The organism is Pseudomonas sp. AC172 (genome assembly GCF_979258595.1).
In genome coordinates, this window is sequence record NZ_OZ409868.1 from 5,674,614 (window position 1) to 5,692,744 (window position 18,131).

At 50.8% G+C, this 18,131-nt stretch carries 19 protein-coding genes and 1 tRNA gene; 10 read left to right on the forward strand and 10 right to left on the reverse strand.

What is annotated here, in order from left to right:
* Positions 1-41 precede the first annotated feature (41 nt).
* The 6 genes from ACZ0A4_RS25630 (at position 42) to ACZ0A4_RS25655 (ending at position 4,774) form a co-directional block, all read left to right on the forward strand.
* Positions 42-710, forward strand: coding sequence for a DsbA family protein (locus ACZ0A4_RS25630; RefSeq protein ID WP_463576788.1), 669 nt, complete (start codon positions 42-44; stop codon positions 708-710).
* Positions 711-1,006: 296 nt separating this feature from the next.
* Positions 1,007-2,329, forward strand: coding sequence for an OprD family porin (locus ACZ0A4_RS25635; RefSeq protein WP_463576789.1), 1,323 nt, complete (start codon positions 1,007-1,009; stop codon positions 2,327-2,329).
* Between the two features lie 232 nt (positions 2,330-2,561).
* Positions 2,562-3,308 (forward strand): 2OG-Fe dioxygenase family protein, encoded by a 747-nt coding sequence (locus tag ACZ0A4_RS25640; protein WP_034151909.1) that lies wholly within the window; start codon positions 2,562-2,564, stop codon positions 3,306-3,308.
* Positions 3,309-3,387: 79 nt separating this feature from the next.
* Positions 3,388-3,765 (forward strand): GNAT family N-acetyltransferase, encoded by a 378-nt coding sequence (locus tag ACZ0A4_RS25645; protein WP_463577640.1) that lies wholly within the window; start codon positions 3,388-3,390, stop codon positions 3,763-3,765.
* Positions 3,762-4,478: an AzlC family ABC transporter permease gene (locus ACZ0A4_RS25650; RefSeq protein WP_007909125.1), complete on the forward strand. Its 717-nt coding sequence runs from the start codon at positions 3,762-3,764 to the stop codon at positions 4,476-4,478. The genes ACZ0A4_RS25645 and ACZ0A4_RS25650 overlap by 4 nt, the downstream gene beginning before the upstream one ends.
* On the forward strand, positions 4,457-4,774 hold the full coding sequence (locus tag ACZ0A4_RS25655) for an AzlD domain-containing protein (RefSeq protein ID WP_007952614.1): 318 nt from the start codon (positions 4,457-4,459) through the stop codon (positions 4,772-4,774). Before ACZ0A4_RS25650 ends, ACZ0A4_RS25655 begins: the two co-directional genes overlap by 22 nt.
* On the opposite strand, the gene ACZ0A4_RS25660 is transcribed toward ACZ0A4_RS25655, so the two are convergent.
* On the reverse strand, positions 4,691-5,617 hold the full coding sequence (locus tag ACZ0A4_RS25660; RefSeq protein WP_397480790.1) for a LysR family transcriptional regulator: 927 nt from the start codon (positions 5,615-5,617) through the stop codon (positions 4,691-4,693). The genes ACZ0A4_RS25655 and ACZ0A4_RS25660 overlap by 84 nt on opposite strands.
* 332 nt (positions 5,618-5,949) lie before the next feature.
* Here ACZ0A4_RS25660 and ACZ0A4_RS25665 point away from each other — a divergent pair, with 332 nt between their 5' ends.
* Entirely contained in the window at positions 5,950-6,357 is a 408-nt protein-coding gene (locus ACZ0A4_RS25665) for an MbcA/ParS/Xre antitoxin family protein (RefSeq protein WP_463576790.1), read from the forward strand.
* A gap of 11 nt (positions 6,358-6,368) precedes the next feature.
* Complete coding sequence (locus tag ACZ0A4_RS25670; protein WP_463577641.1) at positions 6,369-7,034, forward strand: RES family NAD+ phosphorylase; 666 nt, start codon at positions 6,369-6,371, stop codon at positions 7,032-7,034.
* A 43-nt stretch (positions 7,035-7,077) separates the two neighbouring features.
* On the opposite strand, the gene ACZ0A4_RS25675 is transcribed toward ACZ0A4_RS25670, so the two are convergent.
* On the reverse strand, positions 7,078-7,359 hold the full coding sequence (locus tag ACZ0A4_RS25675; protein ID WP_064388945.1) for a DUF3077 domain-containing protein: 282 nt from the start codon (positions 7,357-7,359) through the stop codon (positions 7,078-7,080).
* Between the two features lie 471 nt (positions 7,360-7,830).
* Between ACZ0A4_RS25675 and ACZ0A4_RS25680 the strand changes: the two genes are divergently transcribed.
* Positions 7,831-8,148 carry a hypothetical protein gene (locus ACZ0A4_RS25680; protein WP_026000690.1) on the forward strand — a complete coding sequence of 106 codons (318 nt, stop codon included), beginning with the start codon at positions 7,831-7,833 and terminating at the stop codon, positions 8,146-8,148.
* On the forward strand, positions 8,138-8,422 hold the full coding sequence (locus tag ACZ0A4_RS25685) for a helix-turn-helix domain-containing protein (RefSeq protein ID WP_016986316.1): 285 nt from the start codon (positions 8,138-8,140) through the stop codon (positions 8,420-8,422). Before ACZ0A4_RS25680 ends, ACZ0A4_RS25685 begins: the two co-directional genes overlap by 11 nt.
* Before the next feature lie 262 nt (positions 8,423-8,684).
* Here ACZ0A4_RS25685 and ACZ0A4_RS25690 read toward each other — a convergent pair whose 3' ends face one another.
* The 8 genes from ACZ0A4_RS25690 to ACZ0A4_RS25725 all read right to left on the reverse strand — a co-directional run bounded on the left by ACZ0A4_RS25690 (position 8,685) and on the right by ACZ0A4_RS25725 (position 17,871).
* The gene (locus tag ACZ0A4_RS25690) at positions 8,685-10,049 is read right to left on the reverse strand and encodes a nucleotide-binding domain-containing protein (protein WP_463576791.1); all 1,365 of its coding nucleotides are present in this window, start codon (positions 10,047-10,049) and stop codon (positions 8,685-8,687) included.
* Positions 10,046-10,615: a Pycsar system effector family protein gene (locus ACZ0A4_RS25695; protein ID WP_463576792.1), complete on the reverse strand. Its 570-nt coding sequence runs from the start codon at positions 10,613-10,615 to the stop codon at positions 10,046-10,048. The genes ACZ0A4_RS25690 and ACZ0A4_RS25695 overlap by 4 nt, the downstream gene beginning before the upstream one ends.
* A gap of 124 nt (positions 10,616-10,739) precedes the next feature.
* A complete protein-coding gene (locus tag ACZ0A4_RS25700; RefSeq protein WP_463576793.1) occupies positions 10,740-12,494 on the reverse strand; it encodes a hypothetical protein in 1,755 nt (584 codons plus the stop codon).
* Positions 12,491-12,970: a hypothetical protein gene (locus ACZ0A4_RS25705; protein ID WP_121135980.1), complete on the reverse strand. Its 480-nt coding sequence runs from the start codon at positions 12,968-12,970 to the stop codon at positions 12,491-12,493. The genes ACZ0A4_RS25700 and ACZ0A4_RS25705 overlap by 4 nt, the downstream gene beginning before the upstream one ends.
* Positions 12,967-14,127, reverse strand: a complete 1,161-nt coding sequence (locus ACZ0A4_RS25710) for a dsDNA nuclease domain-containing protein (RefSeq protein ID WP_463576794.1) — start codon at positions 14,125-14,127, stop codon at positions 12,967-12,969. The genes ACZ0A4_RS25705 and ACZ0A4_RS25710 overlap by 4 nt, the downstream gene beginning before the upstream one ends.
* Before the next feature lie 471 nt (positions 14,128-14,598).
* Positions 14,599-15,579 (reverse strand): integrase domain-containing protein, encoded by a 981-nt coding sequence (locus tag ACZ0A4_RS25715; protein ID WP_463576795.1) that lies wholly within the window; start codon positions 15,577-15,579, stop codon positions 14,599-14,601.
* Positions 15,580-16,400: 821 nt separating this feature from the next.
* Positions 16,401-17,558, reverse strand: a complete 1,158-nt coding sequence (locus ACZ0A4_RS25720; RefSeq protein WP_463576796.1) for an AAA family ATPase — start codon at positions 17,556-17,558, stop codon at positions 16,401-16,403.
* Positions 17,559-17,795: 237 nt separating this feature from the next.
* Positions 17,796-17,871, reverse strand: a tRNA-Thr gene (locus tag ACZ0A4_RS25725).
* Between the last annotated feature and the right edge of the window lie 260 nt (positions 17,872-18,131).

An 18,131-nucleotide genomic window follows, 5' to 3' on the forward strand; every position in this document is an offset into this window, starting at 1 on the left:
TGCCGCCATCGATTTCTCTCACTTTTGCCGGAGCTTTCCCCATGATTCTTCATTACATCTACGACCCGTTGTGTGGCTGGTGTTATGGCGCCAAGCCGCTGGTAGAAGCGGCGCAGGCTGTGTTGCCAGTGGTCGCCCATGCAGGGGGCATGATGAGTGGCGCCAACCGCCAGCCTGTTTCCTCGCAACTGCGCAATTACGTCATGCCCCACGACAGACGCATTGCCGAGTACACCGGCCAGCCTTTTGGCGAAGCATATTTCGAAGGTTTGCTGCGCGATCACTCGGCGGTGTTCGATTCGACGCCACCGATTGCTGCGGTCATGGCGGCCGAAGCCATCGACCGAGGCGGTCTGCGCATGATGGGGCGGTTGCAGACCGCGCACTATGTGGAAGGGCGACGCATCGCTGATTCAGCCGTGCTGTTGGAATTGGCGATGCAGATGGGCTATGCGCAGGAAGATTTCCACATTGCGCTGGAGTCGGTTGACAGCGAGGGGCATGTAAAAGCCAGTCGCCAGTTTCTGGCTCAATTGGGCGGCCAGGGTTTTCCGACAATGGCTCTGGAACAGAACGGGACATTTCAATTGATCGACATAAGCCCTTGGCTGGGCAAGCCGCAGGCATTTGCCGATTGGTTGCAACAGGCAATCGTCCTCGATGAAACCGTTAAAACTTCTGCATTTTGTTCCATCGATGGTTGCGCCTGATACGCGCTGGATTCACTGACTGTTTGCATTTCCCAGCAAGGACTCAGCGCAAAATTTACGTTTCTTAGACGATTTTTACCTATTTAAAGACGATTCTTGAAATTGACACATTGTTCAGGGCACGGCTACGATTCGGCCCAACGCCTGTGGCCAACCGCCATGACTCAAAATAATGAGCAGGCCCGCCATGACATGTCGTGGGCGGGTCTTTTTGTTTCGGGGTGAATAAAAGAGTGCAAAAGCGCCGTTTCCGCCGTTCGACACAGCGCGTTTCAACCCGTAATAAGGAAAACAAAATGTTGAACAAGCGAATCAGTCTGATCGCACTGGGGATGTTGAGTGCCACTCAGGCCATGGCTAACGACCAGGCCGAGTCCAAGGGTTTTGTTGAAGACAGCAGCCTCAAGGTGCTGCTGCGCAATGCTTACATCAATCGTGATTACAAAGACGGCAACCCGGACAAAGCCGAGTGGGGCCAAGCGGCCATCGGTACGTTCTCGTCCGGCTTCACCCAAGGCACCGTGGGTGTCGGTGTGGATGCTTTCGGTCTGTACGCACTGCGTCTGGATGGCGGCAAGGGTCGCAGCGGCGCCGGTGGTATCGACTTCTTCAAACAGGAAAACAGCTACGTAGAAGGCCATAACGGCAGCGCGGCCAACGACCTGGCCAAGGGCGGCGCGGCGGTGAAGTTCCGCTTCTCCAATACTGTGCTGACCTACGGCGACCAGATGCCGGCCCTGCCGGTGCTGAACTACGACAACTCCCGCCTGCTGCCGGAAAGCTACACCGGTACCCTGATCACTTCCAAAGAGATCAAAGGCCTGGAACTGAACGCCGGTCGTTTCACCGCTGAATCGCGCAAGAGCGATGAAGGCCGTGACAGCGGTGGTCTGAAGTCGATCAACGTGTTGGGCGGTAGTTACCAGTTCACCGAGAACTTCAAAGGTGCGTTGTACGCTTCCGACGTCGAAGACGTATTGAAGAAACAATACGTGAATGCCAACTACGTGTTGCCGTTCAATAAGGATCAGTCTCTGACCCTGGACTTCAACGGTTACCGCACCAAGCTCGACAGTTCGTACGTTCGCGAAAACACCATTCCCGGCGAAAGCATCGTGACCGGTCGCGACAACAAGATCTGGAGCCTGGCAGCAACGTTCGCCACTGGCCCACACTCGTTCACTGTGGCCCACCAGCGCTCCACCGGCGACAGCAACCTCGGCTACGCCTACGGTGGTTACCAGAAAGATCAACATCGCGTTGGCGACGGTGGTAACACCATCTACCTGGCCAACTCCTACTGGTCCGACTTCAACGCTGAAGACGAACGCAGCTGGCAGTTGGGCTACGGCCTGGATTTCGGCGCATTCGGCGTGCCGGGCCTGAGCTACAACTTCGCTTACGTGCGTGGCGACAACATCACCACCTCCACCAGCGAAGGCGGCACTGAGCGCGAGATCTTCAACCAGTTCAAATACGTCGTGCAATCTGGCCCGGCCAAAGACCTGAGCGTGAAACTGCGTAGCTCGATCCTGCGTGTTTCGCAGAAATCCAGCGAGTACAACGTCAGCGGTAACGAACTGCGCGTATTCGTGGATTATCCGATCAACATCTTCTGATGCCTGATCAAGTGTAAGAAACATGAGAAAAACCCCGACTGGTTCAGGGTTTTTTTTCGACGGTTTTTCGACGAAAACCGGAAAAAACCCGTGTTTTTGTCATGTAAAAGTTGTTTTTGAGACGCTGCAAACGCCGTTTCAAGCAGGGCTTTAAATGCCTGAAATTCTTTCTCATGGACGCAAATTCTCCACCTAATAGATTAGGCCGCTCAACGCAGCGGAGAATTTGGTAATGATCGTTTTGAACAGAGAAGTGGGCGAATCGCTACGGCGCGACAAATATGTCAACGTCCAGGGTGGTGACTTCAATCTCTACGGTCATTTTGCCGACTTCGTCAGACTGACCAAAAGTTGGGAAAACATGGAGCCTGACAGCTACTACGGTCAGGCCGAAGCCGGCATGCGTTACCGTCGTTACAGCGACTTTGAGTACAACCCCAAGACTCGCGAGTTGAAGCAGCTCGAGCATCGCGCCTACGTGCAGTCGAAAGAGAACAACGCCTATGTTGGCGGCCTGGTGCGGCACTTTCAGGACTTCTCCGACGAAGTGATTACTTCACCAGTGATGCGCAGCCTGATCGACACCGATTTCGAAGTGTACAAAAGCGTGCTGCCGGAAGAGCTGCACGATGAAATCTGGCAGTGCCAGATTCATCAGATCCGCATCGAGATCAAACCCGGCAAACAGCTGGAAATCACCCCTGAAGGGATTCACTGCGACGGTTATCCGTTCAGCGGTGTGCACTTCTGGGGCCGCAATAACGTCGAGGGTGCGGAGAGTCGCCTGTACGACATCCATGAGCATCAACTGGCGTCGACCACGTATCAGGAAATTCTCGACACCACTTACTTCCTCGACCGCGACATGCGCCACTACGTGACCCCGGCGCGCAACACCCACACGCATGCCATGGCGTATCGGCAGATTCTGGCGATTTCCTTCTCGCGGCCCGGGACCGCTTTCGACATTGTTCGCTAATCAGATCACCCCAATCGACGGCGTCGAGTGCTCGACGCCGGTGGTGCTGCGACGCGCCACGGCCAAGGATGCGCAGCGCATGGAGCGCTTCTTCCGCCAGTTCGACGAAGTGTCCTTCTGCGAATGGCAGGACGCCAAGTGCCTGCGCGGCGTGCTGATCCAGAAAACCACCACGGCCTATCTCGCCTTCGACGTCTCTGGCGAAATCGTCGGCGCTGTGCTCGGCGGTATGCTCGGCAGTCGCGGCACTATCAACCATTTGGCCGTGAGCCCGCGCTATCGCAGCCAGGGCGTCGGTCAACGCCTGGTTGAAGCGGCGTCCTCCGACATGAAGCGCGTCGGTGTGTTGCGGATGTTTCTGTTCGTCGACGATGCTAACCTCGCGGGCAAGCGTTTTTGGACTGCCCAGGGTTTTTGCGAGCCTCATGGCGAACGGACATTTGAGAGGGATCTATGAATGAAACGTCCGGCAGTGCGCCGCTGATGGCTGCCCATCAGCCGTCGCGCACGTTTGCCGAAGCCAGTCCGGTCGTCGCTGGCTACTTCACGGTGTCATTCGTGTTCGGGTTGATGGCCGTCAACGCCGGACTGCCGATGTGGCTGCCAGTGGCGATGTGCTTGTTCGTCTACGCCGGCGCTTCGCAATTCGCCGCGCTGGCGCTGATCTCCAGCGGTGCGTCGCTGACCACCATCGTGCTGACCACGTTCCTGATCAATGCGCGGCACATGCTGATGTCGGTGTACATGGCCAAGGCCCTGCGCGCACTCGGCTTGAGCCGCATGGAGCGCTGGGCTTACGCCGGTGGTCTGACGGACGAATCCTTCGCGTTCCACAGCGTCAAACTCGGCACCGGTGCGCCGGTCAACGTGCGTTATCTGATTGGCTTCAACCTGTTCTGCCACACCTCGTGGGTGCTCGGCGGTTTGCTCGGCGCGGTTTGCGCGCAGTACGCGGCGCACCTGATCAAATATCAGCTCGACTACGCCCTGACCGCGATGATGCTCTACGTGCTGGTGTCGCTGTGCAACACCCGCAACAAACTCATCGCCGCTGCGGCCGCTGTGCTGTGCATGGGCGCGCTGAGTCTGGTCGGCAGCTCGCCGTTCAATGTGTTTATCGCCACGTTTGTGGGCTGCGGAGTGGGTGTATGCCTGACCAAACGTTCCTGATTCTGGTCGTCGCGCTGATGATGGCTGTGACCTTTCTGCCACGCGCGCTGCCACTGCAAGTCAATACCGAGCACTGGCCGCCGTTCGTTGCGCGGGCGCTGGAATACTTGCCGGTGGCGATCGTCGCTGCGATCAGCCTGACACCCTTGTTGATCAAGGATCAGCACATACAGCTCGACCGCCCGGAATTCTATGCCGCGATTCCGACGTTGTTATGTGCGTATTTCAGCAAAAACCTCTTTCTCAGTGTGGCGGTTGGGACGGCTGCGTACATTGCGCTCGGCTCGTTCATGTAGCGGCAGATCGACGACGTCGCTCAGCGCCTGGCTCGACAGCTCCGGATTGTTCACCGCCAGGCGCACCTCGAGGAAGTCCTCGAAACCGGGGAAAATCGTCAGGCCGTTTTTTTGCGCGGCCTCACGGGAGACCATGCCGACCGCGTCCATCTGCGTGATCAAAGACAACGTCAACGTTTCACTGCACGAATAAACCATACGTTGACCGTTCTCGTGATTGCCCAACCCGGCGTCGAGAAAACGCAAAAAGCTGTGGGAATACGGACAATCTTCCGCAGGACGCACCTGAAACTTGTTGCCCAGCAACGTCAGCGGATCGTTCTCTTGGCCGCAGTGCGCGCCGACCACCTGCACCTGTACATCCGGCAAGACAATGCTCGGCAACCCCGGCCGCTGCGGGCCGATCAGCACCGCAAGGTCAAAGTCTTCGTTCTTCAGCTTGCTGAGATTTTCCATCGACTCGGCGTAGCTGAATTCCATCTGGTAATCGGGAAACACCTCGATCAGTCGCCCGATCATTCGCCGGTTGAAGTCAGTTGATAAGGTATTGTTCAACGCAACCTTCAACGTCCGCTGCCCCGGCACTTTCAGCGCCTCGACCTTTTCTTCCATCTGTCGCGTGGCAATCAGCACCTTGTCCATATAAGGCGTCAGCTCAGTGCCTTGCGGCGTCAGCGTCAGCCCTTTGTTGGAACGACGAAACAAGCGGAAACCGAACTGCTCTTCGACCTTGTTCAACTGCGCGGCCAACGCCTGCACAGTCAGGCACGAATGCTCGGCTGCGGCCGACAACGAGCCGGTCTGCACGATGCGCATGAGGTTGCGTAAGGTTCTGCTATCCATGGGTAATGCCCTCTGAAGTGGGCTGGGTATTGTTGTTTACGAGACTGCCGGTCAGGCGCCATATGCTGGCTATATTCCTGCACCTGAGCATAGTTGTCGCGGGTTTAGTAGCGAATCGATGTCTCCGCCGATGGCTGGAGGCTGACACAGGATCGGGGTTTTTGGTGACGTGGGGGTGATGGGGGTCAAAAAAAGTGTGTGGTTTTGGTGCGAGGGGCGGTTTTCGTCGCCCATTTCTGCCGAAAATCTTATTCGTTTAAGTATTGAAGATTAATTTTTATCCGTATCTGTACTAGGCTCATGTTCAGGCACCCAATCACGGAGGCGGCCACATGCCCACCTCATCGCAGGCCATAACCCCTCGCGAACAACTCGACGCCCCCGAAGCCGGTCGCGTCGCGCTGAAGTTCTTCTTTAACCTCATGGAGCGCTGGGGCTGCAGCGCTGAGCAGCAACGCACATTGCTGGGCGGCGTTGGCAACACCACGTTCTACAAATACAAACACCTTCCGAACATACGTCTGCCTAATGACACCCTTGAGCGCATCTCCTACCTGATGGGTATTCACAAGGCGCTGAGCATCATCTTCAGCAACAGCCGTGAGCGTGCCTACACGTGGGTTAGTAGTCCGAACACGGCAGCGCCATTCAATGGGCAAACGGCGCTGGATTACATGCTCGCCGGGCGCGTGGTCGACATCGCCGATGTGCGTCGCTATCTCGATGGGGTGCGCGGTTGAAGGCGCCCGATTTGGTTGATGTGGCGTGGACGCGAGCCTATCGGATCGTCAACAGCAGCTTCCCGCCCATTGCGTTGTTCGAAGACGTGCTCGATCCCGAAGACCTGGAAGTTGCTTACGCGATTGAAGCGCTGACCAATGATCGTCTGATCGAGCAGGCCGGGGTTCTCGCCCGAGTGCGACCCGAAGATCGACTCTCCGGCCCCGGTTCGACGCCGGTGATGGCTGCGTTTACCCACATCGGCAAACGCAGTCGTTTCTGCGACGGTACCTTCGGCGTTTACTACGCTGCGAGCAGTCAGGCTGCTGCCATCGCCGAGACCTGTTATCACCAGGAGCGATTTCTAGCTGCTACACAGGAAGCAGATCTTGAGTTGACCATGCGGACTTACGTCAATCGGGTGGTTAAAGCGTTACACGACATTCGTCACGATCACCCCGAGCTGCACAATCCGGATCCGGAGGCTTATGGGCCGTCTCAGCTATTCGCCCGGCAACTGCGCGAAACCGAGTCGTGGGGACTGCTCTACAACAGCGTTCGCTTACCGGGCCATGAATGCGTCGCCGCGTTTCGGCCGCCAGCGGTATCGATTCCGAAGCAGGGAAAGCATTTGCGCTATGTGTGGAGTGCGAGTCAGCAGAAAATTTCGTTCGTGTTTGAGATCAGCCAAGTCTGAAACGCAAAAAGCCCTCGCATCAGCGAGGGCCTGACACCGGCGTTTACATCAACGGCTTGTCCGGCGGCGCATCCATCACTTTCACGACATCATCGATCAACGCCTTGCTTAACTCCTGCAAATACTGCGAGGCATAAGCGTGAAGATCAGGGTCGCGAGAAACTGAAGTGTCCGCAGTGAGCAGTCGTGAAATGTGAAGCAAGTGTGAGGCGTGGGAAAGGGCGGCGATTACCGGCACACCACGGTTGGTGCGGAACATCGCTTGATTGGAGTGGAAGGAAAAGTGGGTGAGGCCGAGGGTTTTCAGATCTTGAGAATGGGTCATTTCGCTTCACCTGCCTTTCGAGAAGGGCGTCGTGAAGTGACCGGGGGTACTGACGGATAAATGGCATTCATTTGTGAACTCCCTGTATCAAATGAGAGCTGCCAATTCGTTATCAGACGAATGGGTGGCAGCTATGCGCGGGCTGATAAACCGGAGATACAGGAACCCGGCAGACCCGAAGGTCTCCCACGCACAGCCGCCATTGCACGGTAATGCAGACACAAAAAATGCGCCGGCAAACGTGAGTTGGGGCGCTGGTGCGCCTGTATCTTACCCGGGTTATCAGGCCCGGTCGCTGAATTGGCAGCGACGAACTGAACGGTAGCTTTGCGAGGGGCGAATGAGCAACGGTGGCTAGTAGTGGCTTGTCGTTACAACAGATTTCACAAGGCTTCGCGCCATGCATTTCGTCGATCTGTCCCTATAAACGTTTATGGTTTGTTTGTACGGCGTAGCCGTATAGTCAGGTTCATGTATACAATCATCGAAACGGAAATGTTCAAGCGCTATGCAGACGCCATATGGGTCGATGGTGAGCGCCATGAATTCATAAATTGGCTTGCTGCAAATCCTCTGGCTGGTGATGTCGTGCCTGGCAGTGGAGGTTTGCGCAAGGTGCGGTGGACTCGCAACGGCATGGGTAAGCGAGGCGGTACACGTGTCATTTATTACAACACGCTTTCTGAAGGCTCGATCTGGTTACTCATTGCCTACACCAAGGCAAAGTTTGACGATTTGCCCTTAGCCTTCCTTAAGCAACTGAAGGAGGAAATCAGCGATGGTCGATGAACTGGAGCAATTCCAGCAGGACTTGCTGGAATCTGTACGTCAGATGAAGGCTGGAAAGGCTGCGCGCGTGACTCAAGTGCCGCTCTCTGCGGCAGCAGAAGCGCGTGCCAAAGTGGGCGTTTCTCAAAGTGCGTTTGCCAAACTGATCGGTGTGAGTCTGCGGACTTTGCAGGATTGGGAGCAGGGTCGCCGGCAGCCGACGGGTGCGGCTCAAACTCTCCTTAGGGTCGCCAGCCAGCATCCGGAAGCTTTGCGGGATCTGCATCCTGCTTGATACCACTTAAAACCTTTGGGCAGACTTCTGCTACAGAAAACAACGAAGCCCCTGCATTTCTGCAGGGGCTTCGTCTTGTATGGTGCGGCACCAGGAGTCGAATCAAAAAATAACAGCATGATATTAAAAGAATTAACTAGATTGAGTTTCGTGTGCTATCCCTATTTTTACCCTCAAGATAAAGTTTTGTTAAGAGGGTGTCAGTTAGGGCTCACTTCTTCGCTTGGAATTTTAATGTAAATTGTTATTTGGACTGAGAGAGTCACTCAATGTAAACGCCAATGATGTCGCGAAATAGCACTTGGCCGTTAGCATCTTTAACTTGGGCTTCCATAGTGTGTAGTCCACGATAGGAAGTCGATTCGTTCTCAATAACTGTTTGGCCACGAAAGAAACCGCTGGTAATATCTTGGTGAGTGATAGTAACCGGTATCTCCGTTTTTTGAAAAACTCCTGCCTGTGTTTTTAATTGCGCCTCTCGGCCATAGTTTCTTTTTGTGAATTTTACCGATAATGGAAAGTTATATTTTTTATATGAAACTCTTGAAATAAGTACTTTGAATTGTAAGTCGACATTTTTCTTTAGCGATTGCGAGACGGAATAGTACTCTTTAAAGTTTTCTCCGTCTTTAGCGTAACATTTGTAATCTATACCCTCGGCAGAAACTATTTTGGTTCCTGGGAACTCTTGCTTTAAATCTGGGGTGTACGGCAGAAGATCTCTGTATGCATCATGTTTTAATTCTCTTACTTTGTAGCGATGTTGTAGGCCATCCCGGTCGCTATATACTTTATTTAGATGATCAACTTCGGTGCGCTCGCCCTTTACCGTAATGACTTTCTTTTGAACATAATCATTAGGGAAGTCGATGGTGTCTAAGATGTTTTCTCCAAGCATTGCGGTATTTTTGCGCGCCATGCTCTGGAGTTTAGCAGCTACGTCTACATAAAAGGATGTAGCAGTTATTTCATTTACTTCCTTGAATCCATACGATGCCCATAATACCTTTTCATCAGGTCCGAAGTCTAAACCGATTCTGAACCCAAGATAAGCCGCATCAAAGTTCCTGCTCTCTAAAAATGGTATGATAGTCCCAACCATCAAAGATTCAAGTACTGCTGCGCAGTTTATAGCGTCAATTATACTGTCATCTCTATTTTTGTTTTTACTTCCGAAAAAGGCTAAGAGAGCGTCTCCCATGAAACGATGTACGTATCCATCCATTCCTCTAACTGTTTCTGATGCGGCTTTCAATATACTGTCTTTAATCCATACCACATCCTCGAGATCATATAGAAACGACAGTCGAGTTGAGTTTTTTATGTCAAGAAAAAGTGAAGATATATGATGGTATTCTTGATCCTTAGTTCCGACGAGGTGGGCGAAGTCAGGATGTGTTCCAATGGATGCTGAGTTTTCTCCTGACCTCCCGAATGCTCGACGGATGTCTTTTTGTAACGTGTCTTCTGTTTGTATTTCTATAGCATTATCTGTTGCGAAAGCACGCTCATAAATTTGTTGTTCAAATGATTCAGTACCCATCCCGAAAGACTTGGTAATGCTTTTGCGTTTTAAGGCGTTCTCGACAATGGCCTCAAAACCCCTCGAGGAAAATCCTTTTTTCATACTAAACCCCTACAAATAACTGAGTGGATTACACATGAGATTAGTAGAATCACTAACGGAAGAAAATTTAGCCATATAAGAAGGCTTGAGATGGTTTGGATTTTTGAGAATTTATCCGACGCGATTTTAGACACCGTAAAGATTTGTTGACTGAGATCTTTTATAAAGTCGTCCTCTGTAATTTCTTGCAATTTTAGATGGTATCCTCCAGCTCCACCGTTAAAGGTAGCAACGTCACCATAGAAAATTACTGAATCGCCTTTAGATCTTTCAACGGAGCTGAAAGTAATCGGGAATATAACTTTTATTGCCAAGAACATGCATGCCACCCCTGTAGCGAAAACAAAACAACATATCGCGCCAAAAAAATACAGGAATAGATTGTTTTCTATAGTTGGTATCACTCTGTATGTGCTTAAAGCTACAATGCCGATTGCAGCTGCGCAATAAGACATGATTAGCGTGCATTTGGTATTTGTCGTACCTATATAGGAGTCTACCCTCTTTAGAACTTCAAATAGATGTTTTATATATTGGTCGTTCGTCAGTTTGTCTGTCCCGCGCATTGAGCTGATTCCGTGTGCTGATTTCTAGGCTAATGAAATAGATTGACTGCGTGGTATAACATTTTGGAGTGAGTGATAAATATAGTATATCTAAACATTTATCACTACATGTCAATGCTTTGCTTTAACCAAGGTACATAGGCTGATTAAATTGCGGGAAGCTCGGCAGCCACTCTTCGTCGCCATCAGTCAAACTGTATCGATAGCTGGTGGTGGAGAAAATTATCTGCGCGTTACAGTCTCTGGCAATTTGCTTTAGTAGTTGCATATAGTCATCGAGATCCTCTATCTGCAGTTCATGCTGGCGCGGAGTGTCCAATATTAAGAACCTGAAGCCGCTATCAGTACGTGATAATAATTGAGAAAATAGCGCGGCATGGTATGCCAGTACGGTGCGCGCCTTGGAGCTGCCTTTGAATACTTTTAGTTTTTCTTCGCCAAGTATTGGTTTGAACTCTGAGTCTATTTTAACCTCTCGAGAGATTGTCATTGAACGTAATGTGTCTAACCAGTCGGCCATTTGGATTGCAAGATTCCGACGAAACGTTATCATTTCGGCAGATGGTTCTCTTGATCCTTGCATCGACTCCTCTAGCGAGATGTTCCTGTCACGTTCTAACTGTAGGTTTAAGTAGTTAGACTCTTGCTGTTTAATTTGCAATAGCTTGGTTTTCTGTAACTCAAGATCGAAAATGCTAGATGATATTTGACTTATTGCCTTAACAAACAAGTCGATACCTTCTTTGGATACCGCTTGACCTCGCTCTTCAGACAGCTCCTGTATCGACTTCTCAATGACAGTTCTTTCTGCTGTCATCATATCGAGGCGCTGTTGGTTTGTTGCGGTGGAGGTGGCTAAGTCTTTAATCTGATCTTTTAGATAAAGTAGGCTTTTTCCATAGGATTCAGAACTGGCAAAAAACATGCCGCAGTTCGGAGTGGAGCAAATTTCAGAGAGAGTTCTGAAGGCGCTCAACGACTCTTCATTTAAGGCGAGCGTTTCTATCTCTGACTCAATTTCTTTTTGTATTGATTTTGAGCTGCTTATTTTTGATTGGAGATCACGCTCCTCTGAAATAACTTCTCGGAGTTGAGATCTTAATTTATGAATAAGTACGTCAAAACTATTTAATGCTTCTGATTTTATATCTTTCGTATTTTTTAAGTTTTCTAAATTTTTCTTTAGTGTGTCAACTTCTGAATTTATATTGTCAATATTTCGACCTTGTACATTTACTTCTCCTCGTAGGCGCTGGAGAAGCTTTCTACTGTCGATGATAGTATGGTCTAAATATTTTAAGGTGTTTCTTACCTCAATTACTTTTTCTTTGCGGTCGTATGAGTTTATTGGAGGGAAGCCCGCGGCGAGTCGGACCATCTCTGGGAATTGGTTTTTTATAAAAAAGCTATTTGCTGGGAAATAATATTCAGAATAACCACGATCTTGATCTAGGTAAAATATCGGGATTACTGCCGACACGTATGGCGGTGACGGCTGATTGCTCGTTGTAACTAATCTGTCTTGGGCATACCCTAAAGCAGGCAGGATAAACTTTGAAAAATCAGCCTCATTGTAAAATCTATGAATTTCGAGATTGTCTTTTTTTACAGTCAAATCAAACTTTGAGTCATATCGGCGGATGAAAACATATTCGACGCCTTCTATTTCCACGACTAGATTTGCAGAGGCACAATGCTTGATTATGTCGGCTCTGAAATCTACTGGATATCCCAGGCAGAAAATAATCGATTGGATTATGGGTGTCTTACCACTTTCGTTTTTTGCGTAAAGCTGCGTGATATCATTTCCGAAGTTTAGTATCGGAGACGCCCAGCCTGAAATAGGATTTGGCTTAATTTCTAGCGACAAAAGTTTCATTCAAGCTCCAGCTCTATAGTCCGCTCTTTGCAGATGTTGCGATAAGCTCTTTTGATTTTAAGTAAACTTATTGAAAGTTGGGTACCTTCTTCGATTACCTTGTCAACGATTTTTCGTCCCTCTTCAGTTGACTGTAATTTTCCAGTCGTCTGATCTTTTATGATAAGACGTGAAACCTCAAGAAATGTAACTGCCTTTACTGTCCGTATTCTTAAATTGGCAGACCAGCCGAGACCTTGAGATGAGCCCTTAAAGCCAGCAAGTGTCTGCTCGAAGCATTCTCCGATAATCTGCCCGATCTCTTCTGCTTTAGGCTTTGATCGACCCTTGGTCAGGGTAAGTACAGCCATGGCAATAAGTGGGATGTGAAAGAGAGATTCATTTTGAAATGGATCTTTTCTTAACTCCGGAATGTTTTCGGCTTGGATGAACCTAGCCTCCGTGGAGGCTTTCTCCAATACAGATCGTAGGTTCATGCACCTTCTCCCCTGACCAGCTCGGCGAGAATACTACCCATTACTTGGTTTTCATTAATGGTTAGCATTCCAGGAGTGGTTTTTCCTAGAGAAAATAATGTCTCAACTTCATCGTATAATTTTTGGATGTCTAGGCTGCCGCAGGCAAGTTTTCTAGCGATTTCCGTTGCCTGCTCTAAGTAGACAATAAACTTAAAACTAGGAATGATATGTCGGTTGGTTCTGAACCAAGTGTCCCAATCGCTTTTATATTGCGCAAAAATATTTATCGTTTCTTGAGAGAAATTTGATTTTTTTAACGTTCTTTGCAAAATAGAAGCGCTTTTTATGGCGTGCTCATCGCCCCCGTCTTTAAGTATCTCGAATGCCGTTTTTGAAATGCTAAGTAGACTAAGTATATCGTCGAGGCAGATCGACGTGATCTGGTCTAGTTCTAATTGTGACATCCCCTCCAAGATTGAAGTCGAAGATTTTTTCCGCACTAGGTCGACCAAGCTATCTACAATTTTCAAAACTTCGGGAGGGGATAAGTGTACCTCGCTATATTTATATATTTTGGTTGACGCTTGCATGACGAAAAGGTCTTTTTCGTCGTCTAGAATGTGCTCTCTGGGGCTAAGCTTAAGCGCGGAAAATTTCTTTAATATAGTACTGTCGTCGATTGCTTCTAAGGTGGGGAAATTAGCGCGTAGCTCACTTATCAATGCGGCGGAGTATTTCGCGAACTGAGATCCATCATTTAGGTCTTTTTCAAGCGCAAGTACGTCGTCGTCAAAACTTATATTGGTCGAAAGCTGAACACAGCTACACGCAGGCCCGAAATTTTCAATGTGTAAAAATAATCTGCCAGCGAAGCTAGATTTTAAATCGTGAATCGCCCCTTTCTTCGGTTTTTTCTTTATGCCGAAAATTTCTAGAGGAGACCATAAACTATTCAGTTTGCCGTTGGTCTTTACTTGGACGAATCTGTAGGATGGGCCAGAAGCAGATATGTAACGAACGACATAATCATCATGAAAGTCACAGAATACTCTGTCGATATTATAATGGTCGAGAAGTTGTAGGCTTTCAAGCGCGGCAGCCTTGAATTGCGCTTCAAACCTACGGGTGGTTTCACGGCCAACAATTTCTCTAGGTTTGATTTCGGTGATGTTCAATTACAAACTTCCGTGTGTGTTGTTCCAGCATAATAACGACACTGAGGTTATTAAATTGTATTGACCTGCATGCAGATGGTCAGTACTTAGTCTCTCCTCAGGTTCATCCTTTACCGAGTAGGTCCGAGCCGGCAAAGAAAAGCATAGCGCCAATCTTGGGTTGCTGGCCAGTATTTTGCCATGTGGTTGGTTCAATAAAGGGAGAGCGTAAGCCGCTTAATGCCAAATCCACTTTTTACCTAGCCGTAGCGTGATCAGGCGTACGGTCAGCAGGTAGTAATAGCGCGTGTCCATGGCGCTGCCGCCAATTCCGCGCGAGAGAAACCACGCTAGATGTTTTCGTTGCCACGTCCAAGGGTTCTCGCGCTTCCAGCGCCGTACGATTTCAACCTGGATTGCTTTTGCCTGCCTCAAATGTCTACTGCGAGTTGCTTCAGAGCCAGTGAGCACGCCACTGAGGAAAAGGACTAGTCATATTTGTCCACCGATGTAAGCCGATACCACGTCGATACGACCGTGCCCCAGCTCATAGCTGATTTGTACTCGGGCCTCCTGGTCGAGGTTCCGGCCAAGCTGGTTACAATCGCCCCGTTTGACGGGCGCAAGATAATGGGTGATTTGCTCATAGCGTTCGCACGCGTAGGCTGCCCGCAATTCGTGAAAACCTTTGAGGTTAAGCGTATGGAGGATGTCCCGTGCGGGGCGGACGATTCGTTGTTGAAAATCGAGGTAGCTTTCATTCGGAGCGAGCAAATTTCGGCTCCCAGTGGGGGAAGTCAGCTCGGCATACCGGAGCGCTTTGCGAATATTGTCATTCACCCAGAGCCAGCGAGGTGCTAATGCACCTGAGCGGCCACCTTTAGTGCCATCCTGAATGTTGATCCTGCCGTATTGCACTGCCTCACGTTTTAGGCGGGGAAGATTGGCCAGGATGGCTTCGCGTAGACGCATACCGGTGGCTCGAGCCAAGTACACAATAGCCGCAGCACGCGGCAGTTGTTGTTCGCGGAGCGCATTGGCAATCAGCATCACTTGGTCACGATCCTGACCCAGCGGGGCCGTAGTGCGAACAGTGGTGCGCTGCATTCCAAGCGCCTTGCTCGGACTCGCCACCCTTACATACTCATCACCACGAAGCGCTGCCATGGTTCGGTTGACGCTGGACAATCGGTTTTGCGCAGTCGCGATGGCAAGCTCACCATGTTCAACTTGCTGGCGCAGATACCCGGCGTAGTCCAGCAAGGTCTGCCGGTCGATCTTCCTCGCATCGTTGAATCCCGGCCCATCTTCGGACCGACACCAGCGCACAAACGCTTGCCAGCGATCAGTGTGTGCTTTGACAGTCCCGTAATGCCCACCGCCGAACATGTCTTTCAACGCTTGCGGCCCGGCGTAGCTCAGCTGTCGTCCATACCCAAAATTGCGCCCATCCCGTTTACCGACCAACGCCATGATCAAACTCCTCTCGAAGTCAAAACGTTGAAGATTTTCCCCACGTCATCCCGCCAAGAATGTTGAGTGTTATCAGGGATCAAGGCCCCTGCAACCTGTGAGGGTTGTCCACTAACGCGGGACTTGCGGCTCCTTACGACCGGGAGCTTGGGCATCTCATGATCTGACCTCCTGAGCACTTCTGAAGAAGTGGGCGGGTGGAGGCTGCACTGGCTGACGAGATCAGCGCCGCGAGATCCTGAGTCGGGTGAAGGCAGTGATGAGATGACCGGGGCATGCCTGACTGTCAGTCAGGTGCAACCCATTCCTTGGGCTGCGGCACCATCATCTGCATTGCTGTTGCTGGTGACCTCGGTGTTTGTCACGCCGATTGTCACAAGGGGGAATGCCGCAAAGCCTTGTACGAGTTGGGCTGCAGCAGCGGTAGGAGCGCCCGTCTCTTTCCGGGAGAAAGAGACGGGCGCAGGTTGGCGCAAGAAATGGCCAAGCGGATAGGTTGCTGCAGGACAGCTATGAAAGGGGATGAGTTGCCGCAGTGGGCACACTGGTAAAAGTAGGCATCCATCACATTGCTGTGACCGTGCGAGCCGTCGGACGCTAATCGCACTTTGGGAGAACCACCACGGTGTGGCGTAGCCTTAAAGGTTCTGGCTACCTGGGTTGCTGTCAACGACAGCGCTTTGCCCGATCTTTTCTACGTCTGTGGATAGTTCGTCATCTTGATCTTGGAGGAGTGACGTTCGCCCCGAACTGGCTCACTGAGATGATTGCGTTAACTGCACAGCAGAAATGCCGTCACTGAATAAAAATCAGCCCGCAGCCTAACTCCCCTCAATCAAAGCCCGCTCCTCCAGCCAGATCTCTTGAACAAACTGATCTGTAATCGCGTAAATCCCATGCCCGCGTCGCATGATGATGTTCTCGGCAACCAGCGCAATCACTACCGGTTGAATCTCTTCGACCCGCACCTCTCGCCCGACTGACTTTGAATATTCAGCCGCTGCGTCTGTGGAAAAAATTCCGCGAGCATCGCCTTCTGTAGATGCGATCTTGTTGAAAACGGCTTGAGCCAGGCTACCCAATTGCTCGACTTTTTCCAGCTCGATGCTCGCCGCCGCCGAGCGTAGTGTGCTTGCGATTACTGGTAGGAACACATCGGGCTCGCCCTCTTGCTGTAAGAGTTGGCGTAGGGCCTTCAGCATTTCTTCAGGTCGATTGCCCAAAGTGTCGAACGCTTCGACAGCGGCTTCGAGGGACGGCAACTTGTCCTTCTTCACTGTCATTGCGAGTCGGTTGAGCAGGAATTCAACGTAATCGCCTTTCAGCAATGGATAGGCTGCTGACGTGGCTCCGGAAAAGGCATGGTTGCGTTTGGCGGTCAGTTCGCTGACTTGCGCTCTGTGCGAACCTGTTCCGATAAATAGAAAGTATCCCGGCGTTTTCGGACGAGGGTTGATTGCATCGCGGGCGGCTTTGAGTGCCAGGAGCAGTTGATTGCCGTCGTCTGAGGAAATGGCGTGCTGCACCTCGTCAATGATCAACACCAGATCAGTCTTGGCTTGATCTACGACTTCGGTGAGTGCTTGCGCCAGTGTTGGGCCGTCGACGTTGCCAATGCTGTCGAGTTTGAAGCCGAACTTGAATCCAGCGGCGCCGATTTCAACATTGCTGACTCGCTTGAATGTTTCCAGGGCAGAGGAGCCCGGCGTTTGCAGGTCTTTCAGGGTTTTCTGGATGGCGTTGTGCACGAGCGTTGCCGGGTTGGCCAGGGTGTCGCTCCATAAGTCGACGTAAATGACTAAAGCACCTGCTGCTTCCAAGGCAGGGATGAGGTCATTTCTCAAAAAAGTCGTTTTACCTGTGCGACGCAGGCCAGATAGAAATAGACCTGATCGCAGACCTTCATCGAGTACGCCTGGATTGAGAAGCTGGTTTGCCATTGACTCAGCCAGTTCAGGGCGCTGAAAAATGCTGCTCATACGATTACACCTTTTTATGTGTACACCATAATTATTGCTATTTCATAATTTAGCATAAAGATGGAAATGTGAACCGTCGGTTCAAAGTCCGCGCTTTCGATGTGTGTAAGAGGAAGTGTGGCTAATCGCGCGAAGTGCGAGGGGAGAAGCTATTTTCACCGAGGGTAAAACTGCCAGGAATATAAACACCCCAGAAACAACAAAGCCCCTGCATTTCTGCAGGGGCTTCGTTTTGTATGGTGCCGGCACCAGGAGTCGAACCCGGGACCTACTGATTACAAGTCAGTTGCTCTACCAACTGAGCTATACCGGCGTTGTGGGCGACGATTATAGCGATTGGGAAGATCCTGTAAACCCCTGAATTCAGACTATTTTTGCATCGCGGTAAATTAAGTCCTGTGCAATGCGAAACGCAGCATTTGCTCCTGACGCACGAGAGGGCTGTTTTGTAGGGAATGCAATTTGTGTTTCGGCGTTCGCGAGGCCGCGATTCTTCGCTCGGTAAGCCCATTATTCGGCAGTTATGTCGTTTTGATTGGCAGCTTATGCACAACTGAGAGGCGCGAAAGCGGG

What these genes read in the sequence shown, in the direction of transcription:
- ACZ0A4_RS25680 (WP_026000690.1), top strand. Translation starts at nt 7,831, where the DNA reads ATGTATACAATCATCGAAACGGAAATGTTCAAGCGCTATGCAGACGCC.
- ACZ0A4_RS25665 (WP_463576790.1), top strand. Translation starts at nt 5,950, where the DNA reads ATGCCCACCTCATCGCAGGCCATAACCCCTCGCGAACAACTCGACGCC.
- ACZ0A4_RS25690 (WP_463576791.1), bottom strand. Translation starts at nt 10,049, where the DNA reads ATGAAAAAAGGATTTTCCTCGAGGGGTTTTGAGGCCATTGTCGAGAAC.
- ACZ0A4_RS25705 (WP_121135980.1), bottom strand. Translation starts at nt 12,970, where the DNA reads ATGAACCTACGATCTGTATTGGAGAAAGCCTCCACGGAGGCTAGGTTC.
- ACZ0A4_RS25650 (WP_007909125.1), top strand. Translation starts at nt 3,762, where the DNA reads ATGAATGAAACGTCCGGCAGTGCGCCGCTGATGGCTGCCCATCAGCCG.
- ACZ0A4_RS25685 (WP_016986316.1), top strand. Translation starts at nt 8,138, where the DNA reads ATGGTCGATGAACTGGAGCAATTCCAGCAGGACTTGCTGGAATCTGTA.
- ACZ0A4_RS25715 (WP_463576795.1), bottom strand. Translation starts at nt 15,579, where the DNA reads ATGGCGTTGGTCGGTAAACGGGATGGGCGCAATTTTGGGTATGGACGA.
- ACZ0A4_RS25700 (WP_463576793.1), bottom strand. Translation starts at nt 12,494, where the DNA reads ATGAAACTTTTGTCGCTAGAAATTAAGCCAAATCCTATTTCAGGCTGG.
- ACZ0A4_RS25695 (WP_463576792.1), bottom strand. Translation starts at nt 10,615, where the DNA reads ATGCGCGGGACAGACAAACTGACGAACGACCAATATATAAAACATCTA.
- ACZ0A4_RS25720 (WP_463576796.1), bottom strand. Translation starts at nt 17,558, where the DNA reads ATGAGCAGCATTTTTCAGCGCCCTGAACTGGCTGAGTCAATGGCAAAC.
- ACZ0A4_RS25635 (WP_463576789.1), top strand. Translation starts at nt 1,007, where the DNA reads ATGTTGAACAAGCGAATCAGTCTGATCGCACTGGGGATGTTGAGTGCC.
- ACZ0A4_RS25675 (WP_064388945.1), bottom strand. Translation starts at nt 7,359, where the DNA reads ATGACCCATTCTCAAGATCTGAAAACCCTCGGCCTCACCCACTTTTCC.
- ACZ0A4_RS25640 (WP_034151909.1), top strand. Translation starts at nt 2,562, where the DNA reads ATGATCGTTTTGAACAGAGAAGTGGGCGAATCGCTACGGCGCGACAAA.
- ACZ0A4_RS25655 (WP_007952614.1), top strand. Translation starts at nt 4,457, where the DNA reads ATGCCTGACCAAACGTTCCTGATTCTGGTCGTCGCGCTGATGATGGCT.
- ACZ0A4_RS25630 (WP_463576788.1), top strand. Translation starts at nt 42, where the DNA reads ATGATTCTTCATTACATCTACGACCCGTTGTGTGGCTGGTGTTATGGC.
- ACZ0A4_RS25645 (WP_463577640.1), top strand. Translation starts at nt 3,388, where the DNA reads ATGGAGCGCTTCTTCCGCCAGTTCGACGAAGTGTCCTTCTGCGAATGG.
- ACZ0A4_RS25660 (WP_397480790.1), bottom strand. Translation starts at nt 5,617, where the DNA reads ATGGATAGCAGAACCTTACGCAACCTCATGCGCATCGTGCAGACCGGC.